Source organism: Candidatus Poriferisodalis sp. (genome assembly GCF_965237655.1).
GTDB lineage: Bacteria > Actinomycetota > Acidimicrobiia > Acidimicrobiales > Poriferisodalaceae > Poriferisodalis.
This window is the reverse complement of the sequence record NZ_CBDEGB010000002.1, coordinates 1,310,337-1,330,394: the sequence shown is the minus strand read 5'-3', so window position 1 is coordinate 1,330,394 and position 20,058 is coordinate 1,310,337. Positions and strand designations below refer to the sequence as shown.

Genomic DNA, 20,058 nt, shown 5'->3' with positions numbered 1-20,058 from the left:
GGGCACCATCGGCTACCGGCGCAGCGATTCGGCCACCTCGAGCCGGGAGGGGCCGAGCGACCGGGCAACGAACAGCGCCGCGTAGGCGCGATCGCGCAGGTCTGCGGCTTCCAGCGCGTGCGTGGGATAACTCGCCACGCCCATCGAGAGCGTGATGCCGGTGTGGTACGAACGTGCCGCCACCTCGCGGCGAACCCGGTCGGCAGCCCAGACCGCTCCGCCGTGAGGCGTGTCGTCGAGGATGGCGGCCAGGATCCCGTCGGTGCAGTGACAGACACTGTCTGACTCACGCAGCGTGCCCCGCACCAAGCGGGCTGCTAGCCGCTGTGCCACCCGGGCCTGCGTGCTGCTGAGCTGGGAGAAGCCGTCCACTTCGAAGAACACCACCGAGAGCGGCTGGAGAGCCCGCCGAGCCAGCGCCAGCTTCCGGTCGAGCAGCACCGCGAAGACGCGCACGTCTGGGAGTCCCGTGACGGGATCCAGCACAGAGTCGAACACGCCCGGGGTCGAGCCCCCGGCGCCATGGCGAGCCATGGATCGCCAGAGTGCCACTGTCGAGCCATTCGCACAATCCCGAGCGACGAACCAGCACTAGCTTCGGCGCCATGCGCATCGCACGACATCTTGTGGACGGCCAGCCCGCATTGGCCATCGTGACCGACGACGGTTTGGCAACACTGCAGACCGAGCACACCGATCTGCCGTCGCTGCTCGCCGCGTCAGGTGGCGACCTGGTGGCCGCGGTCGGGGCAATGGGCACAGGATCGGTGACACCGCTCGACGACGCGAACCTCCTGTCTCCGGTGGGGCATCCGCCCACAATCCTCGCCGTCGGACTGAACTACGGAGCCCACGCCGCCGAAGGAGGCCGCGAGCCCCCGTCAGTGCCCATCATCTTCAACAAGCACTACAAGTGCATCGTCGGTCCAGGTGATCCCATCCATCTCCCGGCAGCGGCGCCCAGCATGGTCGACTACGAGGGCGAGCTGGCCGTAGTCATTGGCCGCATCGCGAGGGCAGTGTCAGCGGCCGACGCCCCGGACTACATCGCCGGCTACACGATCATGAACGACGTCAGCGTGCGGGATTGGCAGCGTGCGAGCCCGACGATGATGATGGGCAAGTCGTGGGATACCCACGGACCGTGTGGCCCGTGGTTGGTGACAGGTGACTCGATCGACCCTCACTCGTGCCGCCTGGTCACCGAGGTAAGCGGCGAAGTCCGGCAGGACGCAAAGACCGACGATCTCATCTTCGACTGCTACCAAGTCGTCGAACATCTGTCGACGGCGTTCACGCTCGACCCGGGCACGATCATCGCCACCGGAACCCCCGCGGGCGTCGGACTGTTCTTCGATCCGCCACGCCTCTTGAAGCCCGGCGACGAGGTGTCGATCACGATCGAGGGCATCGGCACGTTGACAAACCCCGTGATTCCGGAGCCCATCGCCTAGAAAACGAGTGTGATGCGCTCAGTCCCCGGCATGGCTGTAGCGAGCGATTCCGCGTCGCCAGACTTGAGACAACACTTCGAATTCGATTTCGAATTGGACATCGGCCCCGCACTCGGGCGCGTCGGCGGCAAGGGCGCGTTGGGCCCCGTGCTCTACGACGGTCCTCGCATCTGGCGCGCGCAGGACACACCTGACGGGGAGGCCACGCTTCGCATCACGCGTTCAGCGCACGCCGCTGAGGTCGAGGCGTGGGGAGCTGGTGCAGCGGACGCCGTCGCCAGCGTGCCCGCGTTGCTGGGCGCGCATGACGAGCCCGCTGCACTCGTGCCTGCGGACAGGACCGTGGCAGGCTGGGTTCGCCGCTGGCCGCTGCGGCGGCTCACCGCTACCGGCACGGTCTGGGAACACGTAGTCCCGACGGTGTGCGGGCAGAAGGTGCCCGGGCTCAATGCCCGGCAACTCGTGGCAGGGCATCCTGCGGCGTTGGGGGCGGCGCCCGCCCGGGCCGGCCCCCGATGCGCTGCGGTTGCCGCCGGCTCCGGAACTGATGGCGTCACTCGCCTACCACGAGTTCCACCGCTTCGATGTGGAGCGTCGCCGAGCGGAGGCGATCATCGCGGTCGCTCGGCGAGCATCCACCCTCGAACGCGTGGCACAGCTCGCCCCTGCTGCGGCCCGAGATCGACTGCAGACCGTTCGCGGCATCGGCCCGTGGACGGCGTCGATCGTGGTGCTGCTCTGCCACGGCGACCCCGACTCGGTGATCGTCGGCGACTACCAGATTCCCAGCTACGTCACCTGGCACTTCGCCGGCGAACGGCGCGGCGACGACGACCGGATGCTGGAACTGCTCGAGCCCTACCGCGGCCAGCGCGCCCGGGTGCAGGCGTTGGCCAAGTCCGCCGGGGCTCCGCCGCGCCACGGCCCGCGTATGACCCTGCAAGATCTGCAGGGGCGTTAGCGGCCTAGACCAGCAGTGCTTCGGGTATGTCGACGATCTTGGCCCGCAGGTACTCCCCGAGTGCCTTGGCCTGCGGATCCTGCCGGGTCGAGGCGGCTACCCCCTCTTCCAACAGTCCGTGGAAGATGAAGTTGAGGCTCCAGAGGTTGGGCAGGTCGTAGCGATCCACCCGGTACTCGGCGGCCTCACCCATGAGTCCCGCGAGCCGCTCGACGGTCAGGAAATCCGAGAGCCACCAGTAGGCCTCCGCCGAGCGGGCAAAGATACCCAAGTTCGCATTTGGCCCCTTGTCGCCGGAACGGGTGCCGTACAGCGTGCCGAGCGGCACCGGCCGTGTCGGCCCGCCTGGAGGCTCGACGCGCGCGACGGGTGCCACCTCGTCACCGGTGAACCGGACGTCGGGTGGGGTGCTGTCGATCACAGTTCGCCGGCCGTCCACCACCACCTGCATAGGAACCAGCTCTGCGTCGACGAGTGCGGGCCAGTAGACCCCGAAGGGCTGGCCCGGCCCAGGACCGCCTCCGGTGCCGAACATCCCGGGAATGGAACACAGACCGATCTCGGTGCCCGCGTTCGAGAATGCCCGGCCGACCTTGTGCTCGTCCGGATCCTTCACGATGATCTTGTAGACGGCGACGGCTTCCTCGTTGGTGCCGGGGTCGGCCTTGTGCGTCGGCAGGAACTTGCGCACCACGGTCTCGTAGTCGTCGGGGCCGTAGGGGCAGGCATGCCAGAACTGCCGCTCGATGAGCTCGGCCTTTTCCTCGATGTCCAGGCCAGTCAGCCCGATCGAGATCTGGTTGCGATACCCGCCCTGGTAGTTCATTGCCACCTTGAGCGTCGGCGGAGCGGGCTCACCGCGGACGCCGCTGATGCGCACCCGGTCTCGCCCAAGCTGAGTCAGCTCGATCGTGTCGAAGCGGCTCACCACATCGGGGTTGAGGTATCGCTCGCTCTGGATCTCGTACAACAGCTGCGAGGTGATCGTGCCGATGGAAACCTCCCCGCCGGTGCCTGCGTGCTTGCCGATCACGGTCGAGCCATCGGCTGCCACTTCGGCCCACGGGAACCCCGGGTAGGTCATGTCGGCGATCTCGGTGAAGAAGCTGTAGTTGCCGCCGGTGGCCTGCCCGCCGCACTCGATGACGTGCCCCGCAACGATGGCACCGGCCAGCGCGTCCCAGTCGTCACGAGTCCACCCGTGGTGCCACGCGGCCGGACCTGCCACCACGGCTGCGTCGGTGGCGCGGCCCGTGATGACGATGTCTGCCCCCTGGTTGAGCGCCTCCACGATGCCCCAGCATCCGATGTACGCATTCGCGGTCACGATCCGGGACGCCAGTTCGCCGAGCGGCTGACCTGTGTCGAGGTGGGCGAAGTCGTTGCCCGCCTCGATGAACTCGGCGAGCCGGTCGGTGAGGTCATCGCCGTCCACGTAGGCAATTGACGGGTTGAGGCCCAGCCGGTCCGCAACCTCGGCCACTGCGTCGGCGCAGCCGGAGGGATTCAGGCCACCGGCATTGGACACCACCTTGATGCCACGATCCAGGCACGTTCCCATGACCTCCTCCATCTGGGTGACGAAGGTGCGGGCGTAACCGCTGCCGGGTCGCTTGGCTGCGATGCGCGACAGGATCAGCATGGTCAGCTCGGCCAGCCAGTCGCCCGTCAGGGCATCGATGGGGCCATCGGAGACCATCTCGCTCGCAGCGGAGAGTCGGTCTCCGAAGAAGCCGCTGCAGTTGGCGATCCGGATGGGCGGTGCTGTGGTGGTGCTCATATGTTCTCGGACGATAAACGTAGTTCTGGCAGACTTCTCGCCATGGCGAACCCCGTGCTCCTGCTCCACGGCTTCACGGGCTCGGTTGCGAGCACCTGGCAGCCGACCGGCATCATCGACCTGCTGCGCGAGGGTGGTCGCGAAGTGATCGCGTGGGACCTGCCAGGGCACGGTTCTGCACCGAAGCACCACGACCCGGCCGGGTATGCCGACATGGAGGCCAAGCTGGTCGAACGACTCTCCGATGAGGTCGGCGGTCAAGCTGTCGACGGCGTGGGCTTCTCGATGGGGTCGCGCACACTGCTCGCCATGGCGGCGATGGCACCCGAACGCTTCGGCCGCCTCGTCGTCTCAGGAGTCGGCCGGAACCTGTTCTCCCAAGACCTCGAGCAGGCCGAGCGAATTGCACGCGGTGTTGCCGGCGAAGCCGCAGCCGATGACGTACACGCACAGACCTTCGCCCGCTATGCCGCCGAACCCGATCAGGACGGCCAGGCGCTGGCCGCGTTCATGCGCCGCAAGCACGCGCCGCTCGGACCCGAACAGTTCACGCGGATCACCCATCCGGTACGGGTGGTCCTTGGCAACGAAGACTTCGCTGGACCCGCAAATCCGCTGCTCGAAGCGTTGTCGGACGCCTCGTACACCGAATTGCGCGGCTGCGACCATTTCGCGACGCCGAAGAACTTCGGATTCATCGACGCCGTGATGGAACACCTCGAAGTGTTCTGAGCCTGTCGGGGGCCCGTGAACTCAGGCGAGTTCGCTGGCCAGCGCAGCATGTGCCGCATGCCAGCCAGCCATGCCGTGGGTGCCTGGACCCGGGGAGGTGGACGCCGAACATAGATACAGACCTGGCGCCAATCGATAGGGATGCCCTCGCGTGGCGGATCGGAGCAACAGCCCGCGTGCATCGAGTCGGCCCCCGGTGATATCGCCGCCTGTGTAGTTCGCGTTGTCGGCAGCCAACTCCGCCGGCCCTCTGACCGAGCGCGCCAACACGCACTCGGTGAAGCCCGGAGCGAAACGCTCCAGCTGAGCCTCCACAAGGGCCGTCGCGTCATGCTCGTAGCCGACCGGGACATGCCCGTACACCCACGCAATATGACGTCCCGGCGGGGCGCGGCTCGCGTCGACGATCGTGGGCTGGGAGACAATGAGGAAGGGTCGCCCGCTGAGATGACCCGCACCGTGCGCTTTCTCGGCGGCCGCGATGTCGGACAGCGTGCCGCCAACGTGCACCGTGCCTGAACGACGTGACGGCTCGTGGGCCCACGGCAATGGAGCTGAAAGTGCGTAGTCGATCTTGTGGGCCGATCCGCCTGGACGCACCGAGCGCAGGCGACTCGCGGCCGAGCCTGCCTCCCCCCGACCCTGCCCGCCGGCGGATCCGAGGACGGCCGCCGCGTTGGAGGCCGTGAGGTCCAGCAACACCGCCCGCGCGGCCGGCAACTCGGAGAGATTCCGCACTCGAAACCCCGTCTCGATGCGTCCCCCGCCAGCGAGGAGAGCTGATGCAAGCGCATCGGCAATCGCCGAGCTGCCGGTCCGCGCGACCGGCCAGCCGACGGTGTGTGCGAGTGCCAGCAGCGACGTGCCAAATCCTGCTGTCGTTGGGTTGCCCAGAGGAACGTAGGAATGCGCGGCACATCCTGCGACGAGTGCCCTCCCCGCGGGGGTGGCAAACCATCGCCGAGCGAGAACTGCAGCCGGCCACGCTGACGCCATGGCGAACCGAATCGCCGACCAGGCAGCTGCCGGCGCTCGCTGCAGGAGCAGCGCTGGCCACCGACTGGGCGGCGAGAGCGCGAGATCCGCGAAGTGCTGCCACTGGTGCACCAACGCTCCGATCCGGCGCCGGTATGCCGCGGCATCTTCGCCGAGACCCTCGGCGGTTCGCCCCACCTCGCGAAACACGGCTGCACCGTCGCCACCGGCGAGCGGATGCGACAGCACCACATCGTGGTGCAGCCAACTAACGCCGAATGACTCGAGTTCGAGCGCCTCCATTGCGGGGCTGGTCGCAGCGAATGGATGAACCGCCGAGCAGACATCGTGGCGAAAGCCCGGCAATGTCAGCTCTTCGGTGCGCATCCCACCCCCGATGCGATCTGCCGACTCTGCAAGCAGGACCTGTTTGCCGGCGCGGGCCAGCACGGTCGCCGCCACCAGCCCATTCGGCCCGCTGCCGACTACGACCGCATCAAACGAGGTCATCACCCGGTCGCGATCTCCGCCGGCGCAGTCCCGCCGCCCGCAGCCGCGACACCAATTCACGGCTGTTCACCGCAACGGCACCTGCACGCAGCGCCAGCTCTCTCTCGGCCTCATCGACGTCGTAGTGGTCGCCCTGAAATGCGGCGCGGCGCTTGCCGATGAGTGCAGCGAACTGGTGCAGTTCGTCGTAGCTCTCGTCGGAAACGAGGTGGGCCCAGCGGCGGCCGCGCCACTGCCAACGGGCGTCGTCGACGAAGATCGTCATCGGTCCAGCTCGGCGGTCGGGTTCTCCGTCAGGGCAGGCCAGACGGACGAAATAGGCTTATCTCCTTTCCAGCGCGCCTGTGGAGGGGGAGGCGCAGCGTGAACGAGCAGCTGCAGCGCGGACGTCGTTCCCACCCGCGGGTGACGCGCGCCATCGCAGCCGTCACGCTCGCGTGTGCTGGTGTCGCGCTTGGGGGCGGCTCGGCCGTGCACGCGGCGGACGTTCCCGTCGAGGAACCACCGGTCAACTTCCACCTGAACGCCTGCTTTCCTGAACCAGCTCTCCCGACGCCTCCTGACTTGGGGCCCGCCATCGAAGGCGCACTCACCTACGACGACTGGATCGCCACCATCGTCTCCGCGACGCAGGGCTGCCAACCGCTCCGGGTTCCGGTCTTCGGCGAATTCCGGATGCCGCTTGCAGACCCGGTCATGAGTTCGGAATTCGGCCGTCGCTACCACCCGGTACGCAGACGCTGGCTGCCCCATACCGGGGTCGATTTCGTCGACCGGGAGCGGCGTTGGCGGGTCTCGGTCCTGGCTGCGGGCATGGGGACCGTCATAGCGGCCGGGAACTACGCCGCGTACGGGCGCACGGTCATCATCGATCACGGAGCGCGGATCGCGACGGTGTACACGCACCTGAGCAGCATCCACGTACGTGAGGGCGACTACGTGGAAGCTGGTGACAGGGTGGGACGACTTGGTTCGACCGGCGCAGTCACCGGCCCGCACCTGCACTTCGAGATGCGGCTGGGCGGTGCCGCAGTCGATCCATTGGACTACGTGGCGCCTTGGCCGCAACCGCCCCCGGGTCACTTCTAACCACTTCTCGCCGGCGGCGCCCACTTCAGCCAGATGCCGGCGAGTCGGATCCGGCTGCCGTATCGGCGTCCTTGGCTGCATCGTCGGCACCCTCAGCCGCTTGCGCACTGCTCCCGCCGTCGGGTTCGTCGGGTTCGTCGGGCTCGTCGGGCTCGTCGGGCTCGTCGGGCTCGTCGGGCTCGTCGGGTTCGTCCGGCTCGTCCGGCTCGTCCTTGTGAGTCTCGAACAACTCCGACTCGATGAGCTCGTGTCGCTTGATGTACGTCGACACGAACGCCTGAATCGTTGCGGCGGCCGGCACCGCCAACAGCGCGCCGACCGAGCCCAGCAAGGCGGCACCCGCCAGGACTGAGCCAAATGCCACCGCAGGATGAATGTTCATGGTGTGGGCAGTGACTCGGGGAGCCAGCAGGTAGTTCTCGATCTGCTGATACGCGAGCACCACGATGGCGACCCATATCGCCGAGATCGGGTTGTCGAGCAACGCAATGAGCAGCGGCAGCAGGCCCGCCAAGTAGGTGCCGACGACCGGTACGAACTGCGACAGAACGCCCACCCACATGGCAAGCGGAGCCGGGAACGGCACGCCGATGACGGCGAAAGCGGCCCAGTGGAGCAGGAAGGCTGCGACGGCGAGCAGAGTGCGCGAGTAGATGTACCCGCCGGTCTTGTCGATGGCCAGCTCCCAGCCACGCAGCACCATCGCCTGGCGGGTCGGAAGCAGGGTCGAGCACAGGAGGCGGCGCAGCCGGGGCCCATCGGCCACCAGGTAGAAGGTGAACAGGACAATGGTGAGCAGTTGCACCGCAACATTCACCACGGCCGAACTGACCGACACGAGGTTGCTTGCCACATCACCGGCCACCGAAGCAGCGCTCCCGCCCTCGGTGAACTGCGCCGCGATCTCGTCGGTGCTGAGCTGGACGCCCAACTGCTCGTCGGCCCAGCGTTCGATGTCGGACAGGTAGCCCGGAGCGGCGTCAATGAGCTTGACGATCTGATCGGCCAGCACCGACGCCATCGCTGCTGTGAAGCCGGCAACCGCCAGCACGAACACCAAGAAGACGAGCGCTGTGCCGAGCCCCCGGCGCCAGCCTCGACGCGCCAGCCAATTCACCGCCGGCTCCATCGCAAACGACAGGAACATCGATACGAGCAGGACCACCAACAGGGTTTGCAGCTTCTCGAGCAGCCACGCTGCCGTGGCCAAGCCCACGACAGCGGCCATGGTCAAGCCGATCGCGCGCGGCACCCAGCGCGGCATTCGGTCGCGCTCGGGCAGGTGAAGCTCCCTTCGACTCCGGGCGTCACTCGCCATGAGCACTCCCCCTGTGGGCTTCCATGGCGGCGACGACGGTCGCGTGCAGCAGCCCGTTGGTGGCGATCCCGTTGCGGTTGCGATACTCGGGCCGGCCTTCGACATCGGTGAAAATCCCGCCTGCCTCGGACATGATCACCGGCATCGGGGCCAGATCCCAGGTCTCGCACACCGGGTCGATCATGGCCTCAGCCTGCCCTGTCGCGACCAGGAAGTAGCCGTAGGCGTCGCCCCATGTGCGCATCATCGCGCCCCCGGCGCGCAATGCCTCGAATTGTTCAGGCTCGAAGGTCTCGTAGCTGGAGGTGTTGACCATGGCACCTCGGAGAACCGGGTGATCGCTTACCAGACAGCGATGATCGCCGAGCCAGCAACCAGTGCCACGGCCAGCGGCAAGCGTCAACCCCATCGCGGGAAGGTCGATCACACCGACCAGCGGGCCGTAGGGGTCCACCAGCGCCACAAGAGTCGCGTACAGCGGAACGCCTCGCACGAAGCCACGGGTTCCATCGATGGGGTCGACGATCCAGGTCCGCCCATCGGGTCGGACTGCGCCGCCTTCCTCCTCACCGAAGATCGCATCTCCGGGGAACTGCTGGGCGATCCGCTCCCGGACGAAGCGTTCAGCTGCCCGGTCGGCTTCGGTCACCTCCGTCCCGTCGCGTTTCCAGGAGACTCCGAGGTCGCGCTGGCCGAACCAGCGCAGCGTGAGTGCTCCCGCAGCAGCGGCGATGTCGCGCACCGCCCCCACGAGCGACTCGCTGGCGTTCGGGGGATCTCCGCGCGGTGGAGCGTCGGCCCCCTGGCTCATTCGCTCCGCCCCGGGCTCTGCCACGGCAGCCGTCGAGGTCGCGGCGGCTCGTCGGATTCAGGCAGATTCAGCGGAAAGGTCAACACCGGCACAGACATCTGGCGGGCGATCCGCTCGGAGGGCAGGAGCACCAGGCGCGAGGCGCCCGCCGGTGGTCGCGGAGTGAACAGTACGACAAGATCTGCATCATGCTGGCTGCGTGAACGCACCACTGCGCCGGTGAAGCTCTCGTTGCGCAGCGAGCGGAATTCGAAGTCGACATCGCGGCTGCCGCATCGCTCCCCGATCTTGGCTGCGTGCGGCTCGTCACGCTCTCCCGGCATCAGCACGACCAGCGACGAACGCCATCGAGCCGCCTGATCGATCAGCCACTCGGGCAACTCCACCGGTACAGGTGCAGCGACCAGCACGCGGGCTGGCAGCTCGAACTGCTCTGGAACGGACCCGTTCTCTTCTTCTTCGGACGACCAGCCACGCAAGTCGCGGGCAACCAGCAGTGGTCCGACCAGCTCAAACAACACGACGGCGCCCAGGACCACCGTCGCGGCCTCTGCGCCCGGGGCACCGAGACGCTCTGATGCAATGACTGCCAAGCCCACCGCAACACCCGCCTGAGGTGTCAGGTTGACACCCAGCCGCAGCGACCTGCGCCAGCCGAGGCCGCCCACCAAGCCACCAGTCAAACCGCCGACGATCTTCGCTGCCACGCGCACAACGACGTATGCGATGCCGACAACGCCAACCTTGGGCACATCGGCCAGGTGGATGGAGGCGCCGGCGAGGGCGAAGAACAGCAGGTACAGCGGCTGTTCGACGGTCTTGATAGTCCGGAACAACCTCACCGAGAACGACTGCGGCGACACCGTTGCGGCAGTGGCTCCCGCAACCAGTGCCGCCAGCGGCAGCGAGATGTCCAGCCAGCCCGCGATGGTCCACCCGATGACGACATGCACCAGTACGAACAGCAGGAGTTCACCGGAGGTCTCGATCTGGAATCCGAGCCGCGAGATGAACCAGCCACCTATGAGGCCCAGCACCGCCCCGCCGATGCCGAGCTGCACGAAGTTGATGAGAGCGCTGCCGATGTCGGCGGCTTCGTCGGAAAGCAGCAGCGCAATCGGGAGAACCGCGGCAAATGTCGTCGTGGCCAGCGCATCGGACACTGCGTGCGTTCCGACGATGCCGGTGGGATAGCTGCCCCGCGCCCGTACGGAACTCACGATGTGCGCGATGGTCATCGGCGCGCCAGCACCGGCGAGCGCACCGAGCACCAGCGCCACCGAACGGTCTGCTCCGAGCCTGCTTGTCACCCAGTACACCGCTATTGCGCTCAAGGCGAACTGTATGACACCGGTCGTGAGCGTCCACCGCGCAGCCCGCAGCGCACGCACCGACACGCGCTCGCCGATCACGAACATGAGGACCGCCAGCGCCACCTCCGTGACCGGACGCAGCGCGATCAACGACGGCTCGTCGATCAGACGGATGAACGGCGGACCCGAGGGGCCGAGCAGGGCGCCGACGATGAGAAACGCGACCAGCTCAGGCAGATTGTGGCGTGCCAGCAAGCGGCTGGCCAGATACGCCAGCCACGCCAGGACAGCGAAGGCGACCAGCGTGTCGTTCATGGCCGCCTCACGGCGTTCGCCTAGCTGTCGGCGACGACTGGCTCGAAGTTCGGATCGCGCTGCTCGACGAAGCTCTGGACGCCTTCCTTGAAGTCGGTGCGTCGGAGCGATTCGCGCATGAGGGCGTTCGACTCCTCGAGCGCCTCGTTACTTGCCTGGTCAAGCTGGCCCCACACCTGACGCTTGATCTGCGCCATCGACCACGGCGCGCTGTAACGACCGAGATCGCGGGCATAGCTGACAGCCGTTGACAACAGGTCCGCCGCAGGCACCACCTTGCTGACAACGCCCATCTCCTTGGCTTCGGGGGCAAGGAAGACCCGACCGGACATGAGGATGTCCAACGCATGGGACGGACCGACCACCCGCGGCAGCATCCACGCCACACCGTGCTCGGCAATGAGGCCTCGACGGGCGAACGCACTGGTGAACTTGGCTCCCTCGGCGGCGAAGCGAACATCGCACATCATGGCGTGGACGAAGCCCAGCCCAGCGCATGCTCCATTGATCGCCGCCACAACCGGCTTGGGAATAGTCAGGGCATAGTCGTGACGCTCGGCACGCAAGCGCGGAGCGTCCCCACCGCCGGTGCCTTCTCCTTGGCCGCTGCTGATTCCCTGCAGGCTGTCCATGTCGGCCCCGGCGCAGAAACCTCGGCCTGCGCCCGTGACCACGACTGCGCGCACATCGGAATCGGCTGCCGCCCGGTCCAGAGCGTCGAAGTAGCCGGTGCCTAGCTCACCCGTCCAGGCATTCAGGCGTTCGGGACGGTTCAGCGTGACGATTGCCACGCCGTCGTCAACCTCGTACAGCACTGTGTCATTCGTTTGGTTGCCGCTCATCTGAATCCTCCTCGCAGACGCCGCTGCGGCCACGCTACTCACGAGCGAGGCAGTGCCTCCACCGTCACGGTGTCCATCGTGTCGCCCACGGCGATGCCCAGCGCAACGTCCATGCCCTCGGTCACATAGCCGAACAGGTTGTAGGCGGGCTGCAGCTTGGCGCGGCAGTCGTCGATGCAGATGAAGAACTGGCTGCCGTTCGTGTCAGGACCGGCGTTGGCCATTGCCACCGCACCCAGCGTGTAGTCGCCCTTCACCGGTTCGTCGGCGAAGCGGTATCCCGGGCCCCCGCGCCCGGACCCCTCGGGGCAGCCGCCCTGGATGACGAAGTCCGGAACGACGCGATGGAACGTCAGCCCGGTGTAGTAGCCGTCCTGCGCCAGGTTGACGAAGTTATTCACCGTGGCCGGCGCCAGCTGCGGGTCGAGATCCATGACGATGCGACCCTTGGACGTGTCAAGGGTGACACGCCAGATCGCATCGGTGTTGATGTTCATTGGAGGTGCAGAGGCCATGAGGCTGCGACGTTATCCAAGCGCGCCCGGCAAGCCTCGAGGCCCGAGCGCTTGCCGTCAGTCGGTGGAGCGGAGCGTGCGTCCGGCGAGCGCACCGGTGTGCTCGCCGTCGCGCATGAACATCTGGCCGTTCACGAGTGTGGCCTCATAGCCGGCTCCGCGCTGGATGTACCGACCCGCACCGCCCGGGAAGTCGTAGACGTACTGGGGTCCTGACAACGACAGCCGATCGAGGTCGATGATGTTGACGTCGGCGAACCGGCCGGATTCGAGCCGACCCCGGTCGGCCAGCCCGAACAGGTCCGCAGTGTCCGAGGTGATCCGGCGCACTCCTTCGGGAAGGGAAAAGAACCCGTTGTCGCGCACCCAGTGGCTCAGGAAGAACGTGGGCTGGCTGGAGTCCATGATCTGACCGACATGGGCTCCCGCATCCGCGAGACCCATGACGATGGAGGGGTGGCTCAGCAGCCGTTCGATCGCGTCGAAGTCCTGGTTCAGCACCGGCAGGCTCAGCATCACAGTGCCGTCGGAGCGATCCGTCGCATCCAGGAACAACTCCACCGGGGACACCCCTGCGGCCCCAGCCTGAGCGTCGAGCGTGTCATCGGGTCCGATCCGGTAGTTCGGATTGACGGCATCGAGCAGGTAGAGGCGGCTCAGGTCCACCAGCGAGTTCGCCATACCGGTGGAGTTCTCGTCCGACGAGTTTGCCTCGGCAACCAGTGCTGCACGCGTGGCGGGGTCACGGATTGCCGCGAGTCGCTCGGCGACGCTGAGGTGGCGCAACGAACGCCAGGTGTCACCGGCGCGGTCCCACGGCGTGCGGTGCTGGATTCCCAAGACGACGCCGATGGCGCGGCAGGTGGTCTGCGGCCGCAGGTTCGCGCCCGCCGCGTTCTGCTCGGCGACGTAGCCGAGCACCAGATCGCTCATCTCGGGCTTGCGGGCGGAGTACACCAGGCCGAAGGTGCACGGCTGACCGCTGCGCCGGGTGATCTCGCCGAGCACCTCGATCTCATGGCGACCGCCGGCAAAGTCCGGGCCGGCGGCCTCGAAGCGGGGAGCTGATTCGAACACGCCCCGGCCGTGGCGGCCCAAGACATCGCCGAACGCGTACAACTCGTTGTCGTCAGCGAACGTGCCCGGGATCGGACGACCGTCGGGCGTGCGATGCAGCAACGTGCGCGACGTCGAGAACCCCAGGGCGCCCGAGCCCATCGCCTCGTCCACCAGCTCGCACATCGCGGCGACCTGCGACGCCGAAGCGGGGCGCTCTTCGAGGCTGTCAGGGCCCATCGTGTGCCAGCGAACCGCGACGTGACCGACCATGCCGCCCACATTGATGCCCTTTCCGATGCCGTCCAGGAAGGAGAGGTACTCGCCGTAAGAGCGCCAGTCCCAGGGCAAACCCTGCATGATCGACTGCTTCGGGATGTCCTCGACCGACTCCATGACCTCGGCGATGTATTCGATGTCGGAGGTCTTCACCGGAGCGAACGTGACCCCGCAATTGCCCATCACCACCGAGGTAACGCCGTGCCAGCACGAGCTCGAGCCAATGGGGTCCCACGCCAGCTGGGCGTCGAGGTGAGTGTGAATGTCCACGAATCCGGGCGTGACGACCTTGCCGGCAGCATCGATCTCGGTGCGCCCGGAATCGGGCACCTCACCGACCGCTGTGATCCGTTCGCCGTCGATGGCAACGTCGGCAACCTGGGCGTCGGCGCCAGTCCCGTCCACCACCAAGCCGCCGCGAATGACTGTGTCGTGCGACATCGCGCGCTCCCCTGCTCGTACCGGTTTCCGGTCGTTGAGCTTACGCCCGCCCCTTCCGGCCCGCCGGTGTCTCCGCGCCCCTGTCTTGGCTTCGGTACTCTCGACTAGATGCCGAATCCTCTGCGAAGGGCGACTGCCGTGCACCAACTCGACTCCCGCTTCGGAGGCAACACCGTTCGCCGGCGTGCGCTCGCCGCAGCCCTGGCTGCTGCGCTGCTGGTCAGCGCCTGCGGTTTGCTCAGCGACGACAGCACCGATGCGACCACGACTACGGCCGCTGACGACGGGTCTATGTCCGAAACCGGGTCCGATACCCCCACGATCGTCACGGCCACGCCGACCACCACAGGTGCTGGTGACGGCATGGCCGAAGAGGAACCGTCAGGTCCCAGCGTGACCGCCGAGTCGAAGCTCTCGACGGCTGGTCTTGGACCGGTGCAGATCGGTCACAGCCTCGAAGACGCCCGTGAAGCCGCCGGCGCGCTGATGATTGCAGTGCCGGGCGGCAGCGATGCCTGTCGCTACTACACCGTCCAGAACGGTCCCGAGGGTGTCCGGTTCCTTGCCGTCAACTCCGAGATCGTGCGGGTCGACATCGGGTCCGGACCGATCACGACCATCTCGGGCTACGGCATCGGCTCCACCCGGAGCGAGATCGTCGAAGCCTTCGGCGACCGGATCGAAGACGGGCCCGGGCTCTCGGCGATCCAGTACGTGCCGGTCGACGCTCCCGACGTCGACAAGCGAGTCGTGTGGGAGGTCAACGAGGAAGGCGCGGTCATCTCCCTGCGAGCTGGGCGCCTGCCGCACATCGAGCCCCGGGTGGCCTGCACCGGCTGAGCGCACCTGCGCTCCAGCAACCCGAGCCAGCGGCTCGTCTCAACTGGCGACGGCGTCACCCAGGTTCTTGACGACGTCGATCCACAGCTGCGTCGTGAGCGCCAGCGAGTCGATGTCGACGCGCTCGTCGTTGCCATGGAAGCGGAGCATGAAGTCGTTGGAGTTCACACGGTCGCTGAACAAGCCCGCCCCATATGCCACGGCGCCCTTGTGACGGAAGAAACGGGCATCGGTCGCACCGACAATCAATGAGGGGATGAGGGGCGCACCCGGATGTGCCTTGGCCATCAGCTCGCCGAGCAACTGCCACATGGGCGTGTTCGTCGGCGAGAAACTTGCTGGATCGTCGTGCAGGTGCTCGATCTCGACTTCGTCGAACAGATCGCCGAGCGCCGCCCGCAGGTGCTCGTCGACCGAGGTGGGATCGCCCGGAGCCGTGCGGATGTCGATCTCCATTTCGACCCGGTCGGGGATGATGTTCGTCTTGTTGCCGCCGGCCACGACGTTGGGGCTGAACGTCGTATGGCTGCATGCATGCAGGTGGCGCGCCAGCCCCGGGGACGACATTCCGGCAACGGCGTCGTAGACACGGGCCGGGTCACCCAGTGCCTCTCGAGTCTCGTCGTCGACGGTCAGCGTCGAGACATGGTGCTGCCACATCTCGGTGAGACGCGGCGCCGGCCGGTACTCCGCGATGCGGCGGATAATCTCGGCTGCCTTGAGCAGCGCATTGTCGGTGCCGAGGGGCATCGAGCCGTGCCCCGGCGTGCCGCGTACCGTCAGCCGTCGCCATCCCAGGCCCTTCTCGCCTGCCGCGAGCGTGAGCTTGGTGCCCTGAGGCGTGTGGGTGGGCATGCCGCCGAACTCGGTGAGCACGTAGTCGCAGGCGATGGCATCCCAGTGGTGCTCGGCCATCCACTTTGCGCCGTAGGTGCCGCCGGCCTCCTCGTCGGCCACGCCGAAGTAGATCAGGTCGCCCTTCGGACGGAAGCCGCTCTCGGCAATGTGGCGGAAGGCCACCGCCATCGAGGAGGTGAGATTCAGCATGTCGACGGCTCCACGTCCCCACACTTCGCCGTCCACCAGTTCGCCAGCGAAGGGATCCCGGCTCCAGCCTTCGGGGTTGACGGGCACCACGTCGGTGTGTCCCATCAGGCAGAGCTTCGGTGCTGCCGGGTCGGTGCCCTCGATGCGAGCGACCATCGAGCGACGCCCCGGCTCCGACTCGAAGCGCTCGACCTGGACACCCGGGCCTTCGAGGTAGGTCTGCAAGAGGTCGCTGTTGCGCACTTCGGAACCGGAAGCGACGGTGCCGTCGTTGACGCAAGCGTTGCGGATCATCTGCTGGAGCAGATCAACCGTCTGGTTCGTCAATGCGGGGTCAGTGTGGCTCAGGTCACCCATGGGGGCGATGTTAGGACCGCGGTGGCACCTCACGGCTACCGTGACGTCAATGGAGACCGGATCTGAGGAAATGGGGACCGAGACGAGTCTCGACGCGTTCCGCGCTGAGGCCGTGCAGTTCCTGAGCGAGGCCGTTGACGCCGGTGAAGCCTGCCCTGCCTACGGAGCAATCCTCGTGCCAGCGCTGCACGAACGCGCACGCCGCTGGCAGAGGTATTGCTATGACAGCGGCTGGGCCGGGCTGCATTGGCCCACTGCCTGTGGCGGCCGCGGGCTGGGCCGAGACCACACCGGCGTATGGATGGAGGAATGCGAGCGTGCGGCCGTCGCGCCGTACCTGAATCTGCAAGGAATCGTGCTGGCCGGCGAGGCCATCATGCGCACCGGTACCGACCGCCAACGCGAGCAGTTCCTGCGTCCCACCTTGACCGGCGAGATGCTGTGGTGCCAGCTGTTCAGCGAGCCCGGCGCTGGGTCTGACCTGGGCGGGCTCGGGACCTCCGCTGTGCCCGACGGCAACCGGTTCGTGCTGAATGGGCAGAAGGTGTGGTCTTCGAACGCGCAATTCGCCGAGTACGGCATCCTGATGGCGCGCACTGAGCCAGATGCCCCCAAGCACCGCGGCATCAGCTTCTTCCTGCTCGACATGAAATTGCCCGGCGTCGAGGTGCGACCGATCCAGCAGATGACCGGTGACCGCGAGTTCTGCGAGGTCTTCTTCGACGAGGTCTCGATGCCAGCCGACGCATTGCTCGGCGAACGCGGCGGCGGCTGGGGCGTCGCGATGGCGGTGCTCGAAGACGAGCGGGGCGGTGCGGGCGCCTCGGGTGTCATCAGCCTCCGCAAGCGCCTCTCGAAGATGATCGAAGCTGCTGGCGACACCGGACCACTGGGGAGGCAGTCGCTTGCCGATCTGCTCGCCCGCGGGAGCGCCTTGGCCGCGCTCATGGAACTGCACGGCGCTGATCCGCGCATGGCTCCAGTGGCAAAGCTGGCGAACAGCGAACTCGGCTACGACGAAGTGGAGATAGGTGCTGGCCTGCGCGGTGCCGACGCCATGCTCGCTGGGACCGAGACCGAAGCATTCTTGTACGCGCCGGGGATGCGCATCGCGGGTGGCACCAGCGAGATCCAGCGGAACATCATCGGTGAGCGGGTGCTCGGCCTGCCGCGCGAACCTTCCCCGTAACGTTTGCGAATTGTGCCAGCGCGGTGAGCTATCGCCGCGAACGGAGGTAACCCCACATGACCGTGAAGTTCTGCTGGTTCAACCTGATGCCCTGGCCCGACCTGCCCGACGACTTCAAGACCGAGCACCGGTCTGTGTGGGTGGACATCGACGGGTCGCTGTTCGATCCTGAGCGGGCCAACGGCGTCTATCACGAGTACATGGACCAGCTCGAGTTCGCCGACGAGCTCGGCTTCGACGGCATCGGCGTCAACGAGCATCACCAGAACGCCTACGGCATCATGCCGAGCCCCAACATCATCGCTGCAGGCTTGGCCCGACGGACGTCGCAGGCCGCCATCTGCGTGATCGGCAACTCCATCGCGCTGTACAACCCGGCGCACCGTGTCGCCGAAGAGTTCGCAATGCTCGACTGCCTGAGCGGCGGCCGGCTCGTTGCCGGCTTCCCCGTCGGCACCCCGATGGACACCAACTTCACGTACGGGCAGATCCCTGCGCTGACCCGCGAGAAGTACTACGAAGCCCACGACCTGATCATGGAGGCGTGGACCAACCCTGACGTCTTCGCGTTCGACGGCAAGTACAACCAGCTGCGCTACGTGAACTGCTGGCCGAAACCGATCCAGAAGCCGCACCCGCCGATCTACATCCCAGGCGGCGGCTCGATCGAGACGTGGGACTTCTGCCTCGAGCACGAATACAACTACTCGTACCTGAGTTTCAACGGCTACCTGGCGGGCCAGACCCTGATGGACGGCTACTGGAACCGGGTCGCCGAGATGGACAAGAGTTCCTCGCCGGGCCGGGCGGGCTTCGCCCAGATCGTCTGCACCGCGGCCACCGACGCCGAGGCGGAGGAGCTCTACAGCGAGCACATGCTGTATTTCTTCAACCGCTGCCTGCACGTGTTCCCGGGCTTTGCCGACCCGCCCGGCTACCGGACGGTCAAGACCATCCAGGCCGGCAAGCTCGACCAATTCCGCAAGGAAAACCAGGCACTGTTCAAGCGGCTGACCTGGAAGGACCTGGTCGAGGGTGGCTACGTGATTGCAGGCTCGCCCGACACGGTTCGCGAGCGCATGGAGGACATGATCAAGCGGCTGCGTGTCGGCACGGTGTTCTGCCTGCTGCACATGGGGAACATGCCGGACTGGAAGACCCGCTACTCGAGCCAGCTGTTCGCCGAGAAGGTGATGGGTGGGCTGCGGGACATCTGGGGCGACGAGTTCGCCGATGCCGAGGACTGGTGGTGCAAGCCCATGGCCGAGCGGGTCCGTCCCGAGGACACCATGGCCGACGCCCGGCGCTACCCCGAGATGCCCAACGGCCCCGTGGCATGAGCACCACCGTGACAGCAACTGCGTCGACCTTTGACGAGGTCGTGGTGACGACACGGCGTTCGGTGACCGCACCAGTGCGCATCTACGAACCGGCCGGTGACGACGCTGCGAACGGAAGCACGTCTGCGGCGGCGACCGTGCTGGCGCTGCACGGCGCGGGGGGCTGGCTGCCGACCGAACCGGTGCTCGACGGTCTGGCCGCAGCTGGTCTGCGGGTGGTGGCGCCGGTGTGGCCCGCGTGGAGCGAGCACGGCGACGAGGACCGCCTGTCCGACATGCTGGACTTCGCCCTGCACGGCTGGGACGTGGCCACCGAGATGGGTCTGCTCTCGAGGGGCGGAGCCGGCGGCCTGCACCTGATGGGCCACTCGATGGGCGGCATGATCGCTGCAGAAATGGCAGCGCTGGCTCCGCAGTCGATGGGGCGCATGGCCTTGCTGTGCCCCGCGGGGATGTGGCTGGGCGATCACCCGATCCCCGACATCTTCGCGATGCTCCCCTACCAACTCGCCGAAGTGCTCTTCGCCGACCCCAATGTCGGCGAGGAAGTGCTGACCGGCGGCGCCGACTTCTCCGACAACGAGACGCTGACCCGGTTCATGGTGGCCCGGGCCCGCCAGCAGGGCATGGCCGGCAAGATCCTGTTCCCCATTCCCAACCGCAGGTTTTCAGAACGGGCCTACCGGGTGACGGTCCCGACCTTGCTGGTGTGGGGACGTCTGGACCGGCTGATCCCGTCGCCGTACGCCGACGCGTGGCAGTCGGCGCTGCCCGACGCAAGCGTCGAGCTCGTTGACGGTGCCGGACACATGCTCCCCTACGAGCAGCCGGCCGCAGTCGTGGCGGCTGTCACAAAGCACTTGGCCAGCTAAAGCGTTCGCTTCCCCACCGCTG

The 20,058-nt window shown here is 66.9% G+C and carries 19 protein-coding genes; 8 read left to right on the top strand and 11 right to left on the bottom strand.

What is annotated here, in order from left to right:
* Positions 1-12: 12 nt before the first annotated feature.
* On the bottom strand, positions 13-534 hold the full coding sequence (locus ACPXYO_RS14240) for a GGDEF domain-containing protein (RefSeq protein ID WP_423921765.1): 522 nt from the start codon (positions 532-534) through the stop codon (positions 13-15).
* A 71-nt stretch (positions 535-605) separates the two neighbouring features.
* Here ACPXYO_RS14240 and ACPXYO_RS14235 point away from each other — a divergent pair, with 71 nt between their 5' ends.
* On the top strand, positions 606-1,454 hold the full coding sequence (locus ACPXYO_RS14235) for a fumarylacetoacetate hydrolase family protein (protein ID WP_423921763.1): 849 nt from the start codon (positions 606-608) through the stop codon (positions 1,452-1,454).
* Positions 1,455-1,902: 448 nt separating this feature from the next.
* Positions 1,903-2,415 (top strand): DNA-3-methyladenine glycosylase family protein, encoded by a 513-nt coding sequence (locus ACPXYO_RS14230; RefSeq protein WP_423921760.1) that lies wholly within the window; start codon positions 1,903-1,905, stop codon positions 2,413-2,415.
* Positions 2,416-2,419: 4 nt separating this feature from the next.
* On the opposite strand, the gene ACPXYO_RS14225 is transcribed toward ACPXYO_RS14230, so the two are convergent.
* Positions 2,420-4,195: an acyclic terpene utilization AtuA family protein gene (locus ACPXYO_RS14225; protein WP_423921757.1), complete on the bottom strand. Its 1,776-nt coding sequence runs from the start codon at positions 4,193-4,195 to the stop codon at positions 2,420-2,422.
* A 42-nt stretch (positions 4,196-4,237) separates the two neighbouring features.
* Between ACPXYO_RS14225 and ACPXYO_RS14220 the strand changes: the two genes are divergently transcribed.
* Entirely contained in the window at positions 4,238-4,927 is a 690-nt protein-coding gene (locus ACPXYO_RS14220) for an alpha/beta fold hydrolase (RefSeq protein WP_423921754.1), read from the top strand.
* A 21-nt stretch (positions 4,928-4,948) separates the two neighbouring features.
* Here ACPXYO_RS14220 and ACPXYO_RS14215 read toward each other — a convergent pair whose 3' ends face one another.
* Entirely contained in the window at positions 4,949-6,412 is a 1,464-nt protein-coding gene (locus ACPXYO_RS14215) for a phytoene desaturase family protein (protein WP_423921751.1), read from the bottom strand.
* Entirely contained in the window at positions 6,399-6,677 is a 279-nt protein-coding gene (locus ACPXYO_RS14210) for a DUF4031 domain-containing protein (protein ID WP_420624069.1), read from the bottom strand. Before ACPXYO_RS14210 ends, ACPXYO_RS14215 begins: the two co-directional genes overlap by 14 nt.
* Positions 6,678-6,775: 98 nt before the next feature.
* Here ACPXYO_RS14210 and ACPXYO_RS14205 point away from each other — a divergent pair, with 98 nt between their 5' ends.
* Complete coding sequence (locus ACPXYO_RS14205) at positions 6,776-7,501, top strand: M23 family metallopeptidase (protein WP_423921748.1); 726 nt, start codon at positions 6,776-6,778, stop codon at positions 7,499-7,501.
* Between the two features lie 25 nt (positions 7,502-7,526).
* Here the strand turns inward: ACPXYO_RS14205 and ACPXYO_RS14200 are convergent, their stop codons facing one another.
* From ACPXYO_RS14200 to ACPXYO_RS14175, 6 genes are read right to left on the bottom strand one after another with little or no spacing between them, the layout of a single operon-like run.
* Positions 7,527-8,819 carry an AI-2E family transporter gene (locus ACPXYO_RS14200; protein WP_423921745.1) on the bottom strand — a complete coding sequence of 431 codons (1,293 nt, stop codon included), beginning with the start codon at positions 8,817-8,819 and terminating at the stop codon, positions 7,527-7,529.
* Positions 8,809-9,630, bottom strand: coding sequence for an inositol monophosphatase family protein (locus ACPXYO_RS14195; RefSeq protein ID WP_423921743.1), 822 nt, complete (start codon positions 9,628-9,630; stop codon positions 8,809-8,811). Before ACPXYO_RS14195 ends, ACPXYO_RS14200 begins: the two co-directional genes overlap by 11 nt.
* Positions 9,627-11,258: a cation:proton antiporter gene (locus ACPXYO_RS14190; RefSeq protein ID WP_423921740.1), complete on the bottom strand. Its 1,632-nt coding sequence runs from the start codon at positions 11,256-11,258 to the stop codon at positions 9,627-9,629. The genes ACPXYO_RS14195 and ACPXYO_RS14190 overlap by 4 nt, the downstream gene beginning before the upstream one ends.
* Positions 11,259-11,278: 20 nt before the next feature.
* Positions 11,279-12,100, bottom strand: coding sequence for an enoyl-CoA hydratase (locus ACPXYO_RS14185; RefSeq protein ID WP_419553535.1), 822 nt, complete (start codon positions 12,098-12,100; stop codon positions 11,279-11,281).
* 38 nt (positions 12,101-12,138) lie between these two features.
* Entirely contained in the window at positions 12,139-12,615 is a 477-nt protein-coding gene (locus tag ACPXYO_RS14180) for a peptidylprolyl isomerase (RefSeq protein WP_423921736.1), read from the bottom strand.
* A gap of 57 nt (positions 12,616-12,672) precedes the next feature.
* Entirely contained in the window at positions 12,673-14,391 is a 1,719-nt protein-coding gene (locus ACPXYO_RS14175; RefSeq protein ID WP_423921733.1) for an N-acyl-D-amino-acid deacylase family protein, read from the bottom strand.
* 108 nt (positions 14,392-14,499) lie between these two features.
* Between ACPXYO_RS14175 and ACPXYO_RS14170 the strand changes: the two genes are divergently transcribed.
* Complete coding sequence (locus ACPXYO_RS14170) at positions 14,500-15,231, top strand: hypothetical protein (RefSeq protein ID WP_423921730.1); 732 nt, start codon at positions 14,500-14,502, stop codon at positions 15,229-15,231.
* A gap of 39 nt (positions 15,232-15,270) precedes the next feature.
* Here the strand turns inward: ACPXYO_RS14170 and ACPXYO_RS14165 are convergent, their stop codons facing one another.
* Positions 15,271-16,635, bottom strand: a complete 1,365-nt coding sequence (locus ACPXYO_RS14165; RefSeq protein WP_420624077.1) for a M20/M25/M40 family metallo-hydrolase — start codon at positions 16,633-16,635, stop codon at positions 15,271-15,273.
* A gap of 49 nt (positions 16,636-16,684) precedes the next feature.
* Between ACPXYO_RS14165 and ACPXYO_RS14160 the strand changes: the two genes are divergently transcribed.
* From ACPXYO_RS14160 to ACPXYO_RS14150, 3 genes are read left to right on the top strand one after another with little or no spacing between them, the layout of a single operon-like run.
* Entirely contained in the window at positions 16,685-17,824 is a 1,140-nt protein-coding gene (locus ACPXYO_RS14160; RefSeq protein WP_423921727.1) for an acyl-CoA dehydrogenase family protein, read from the top strand.
* Between the two features lie 56 nt (positions 17,825-17,880).
* Complete coding sequence (locus ACPXYO_RS14155) at positions 17,881-19,164, top strand: LLM class flavin-dependent oxidoreductase (RefSeq protein WP_423921724.1); 1,284 nt, start codon at positions 17,881-17,883, stop codon at positions 19,162-19,164.
* On the top strand, positions 19,161-20,036 hold the full coding sequence (locus ACPXYO_RS14150; RefSeq protein WP_423921721.1) for an alpha/beta fold hydrolase: 876 nt from the start codon (positions 19,161-19,163) through the stop codon (positions 20,034-20,036). Before ACPXYO_RS14155 ends, ACPXYO_RS14150 begins: the two co-directional genes overlap by 4 nt.
* Positions 20,037-20,058 lie beyond the last annotated feature (22 nt).

What these genes read in the sequence shown, in the direction of transcription:
- ACPXYO_RS14170 (WP_423921730.1), top strand. Translation starts at nt 14,500, where the DNA reads ATGCCGAATCCTCTGCGAAGGGCGACTGCCGTGCACCAACTCGACTCC.
- ACPXYO_RS14195 (WP_423921743.1), bottom strand. Translation starts at nt 9,630, where the DNA reads ATGAGCCAGGGGGCCGACGCTCCACCGCGCGGAGATCCCCCGAACGCC.
- ACPXYO_RS14200 (WP_423921745.1), bottom strand. Translation starts at nt 8,819, where the DNA reads ATGGCGAGTGACGCCCGGAGTCGAAGGGAGCTTCACCTGCCCGAGCGC.
- ACPXYO_RS14215 (WP_423921751.1), bottom strand. Translation starts at nt 6,412, where the DNA reads ATGACCTCGTTTGATGCGGTCGTAGTCGGCAGCGGGCCGAATGGGCTG.
- ACPXYO_RS14165 (WP_420624077.1), bottom strand. Translation starts at nt 16,635, where the DNA reads ATGGGTGACCTGAGCCACACTGACCCCGCATTGACGAACCAGACGGTT.
- ACPXYO_RS14160 (WP_423921727.1), top strand. Translation starts at nt 16,685, where the DNA reads ATGGAGACCGGATCTGAGGAAATGGGGACCGAGACGAGTCTCGACGCG.
- ACPXYO_RS14235 (WP_423921763.1), top strand. Translation starts at nt 606, where the DNA reads ATGCGCATCGCACGACATCTTGTGGACGGCCAGCCCGCATTGGCCATC.
- ACPXYO_RS14220 (WP_423921754.1), top strand. Translation starts at nt 4,238, where the DNA reads ATGGCGAACCCCGTGCTCCTGCTCCACGGCTTCACGGGCTCGGTTGCG.
- ACPXYO_RS14155 (WP_423921724.1), top strand. Translation starts at nt 17,881, where the DNA reads ATGACCGTGAAGTTCTGCTGGTTCAACCTGATGCCCTGGCCCGACCTG.
- ACPXYO_RS14230 (WP_423921760.1), top strand. Translation starts at nt 1,903, where the DNA reads ATGCCCGGCAACTCGTGGCAGGGCATCCTGCGGCGTTGGGGGCGGCGC.
- ACPXYO_RS14240 (WP_423921765.1), bottom strand. Translation starts at nt 534, where the DNA reads ATGGCTCGCCATGGCGCCGGGGGCTCGACCCCGGGCGTGTTCGACTCT.
- ACPXYO_RS14185 (WP_419553535.1), bottom strand. Translation starts at nt 12,100, where the DNA reads ATGAGCGGCAACCAAACGAATGACACAGTGCTGTACGAGGTTGACGAC.
- ACPXYO_RS14180 (WP_423921736.1), bottom strand. Translation starts at nt 12,615, where the DNA reads ATGGCCTCTGCACCTCCAATGAACATCAACACCGATGCGATCTGGCGT.
- ACPXYO_RS14225 (WP_423921757.1), bottom strand. Translation starts at nt 4,195, where the DNA reads ATGAGCACCACCACAGCACCGCCCATCCGGATCGCCAACTGCAGCGGC.
- ACPXYO_RS14150 (WP_423921721.1), top strand. Translation starts at nt 19,161, where the DNA reads ATGAGCACCACCGTGACAGCAACTGCGTCGACCTTTGACGAGGTCGTG.
- ACPXYO_RS14210 (WP_420624069.1), bottom strand. Translation starts at nt 6,677, where the DNA reads ATGACGATCTTCGTCGACGACGCCCGTTGGCAGTGGCGCGGCCGCCGC.
- ACPXYO_RS14175 (WP_423921733.1), bottom strand. Translation starts at nt 14,391, where the DNA reads ATGTCGCACGACACAGTCATTCGCGGCGGCTTGGTGGTGGACGGGACT.
- ACPXYO_RS14190 (WP_423921740.1), bottom strand. Translation starts at nt 11,258, where the DNA reads ATGAACGACACGCTGGTCGCCTTCGCTGTCCTGGCGTGGCTGGCGTAT.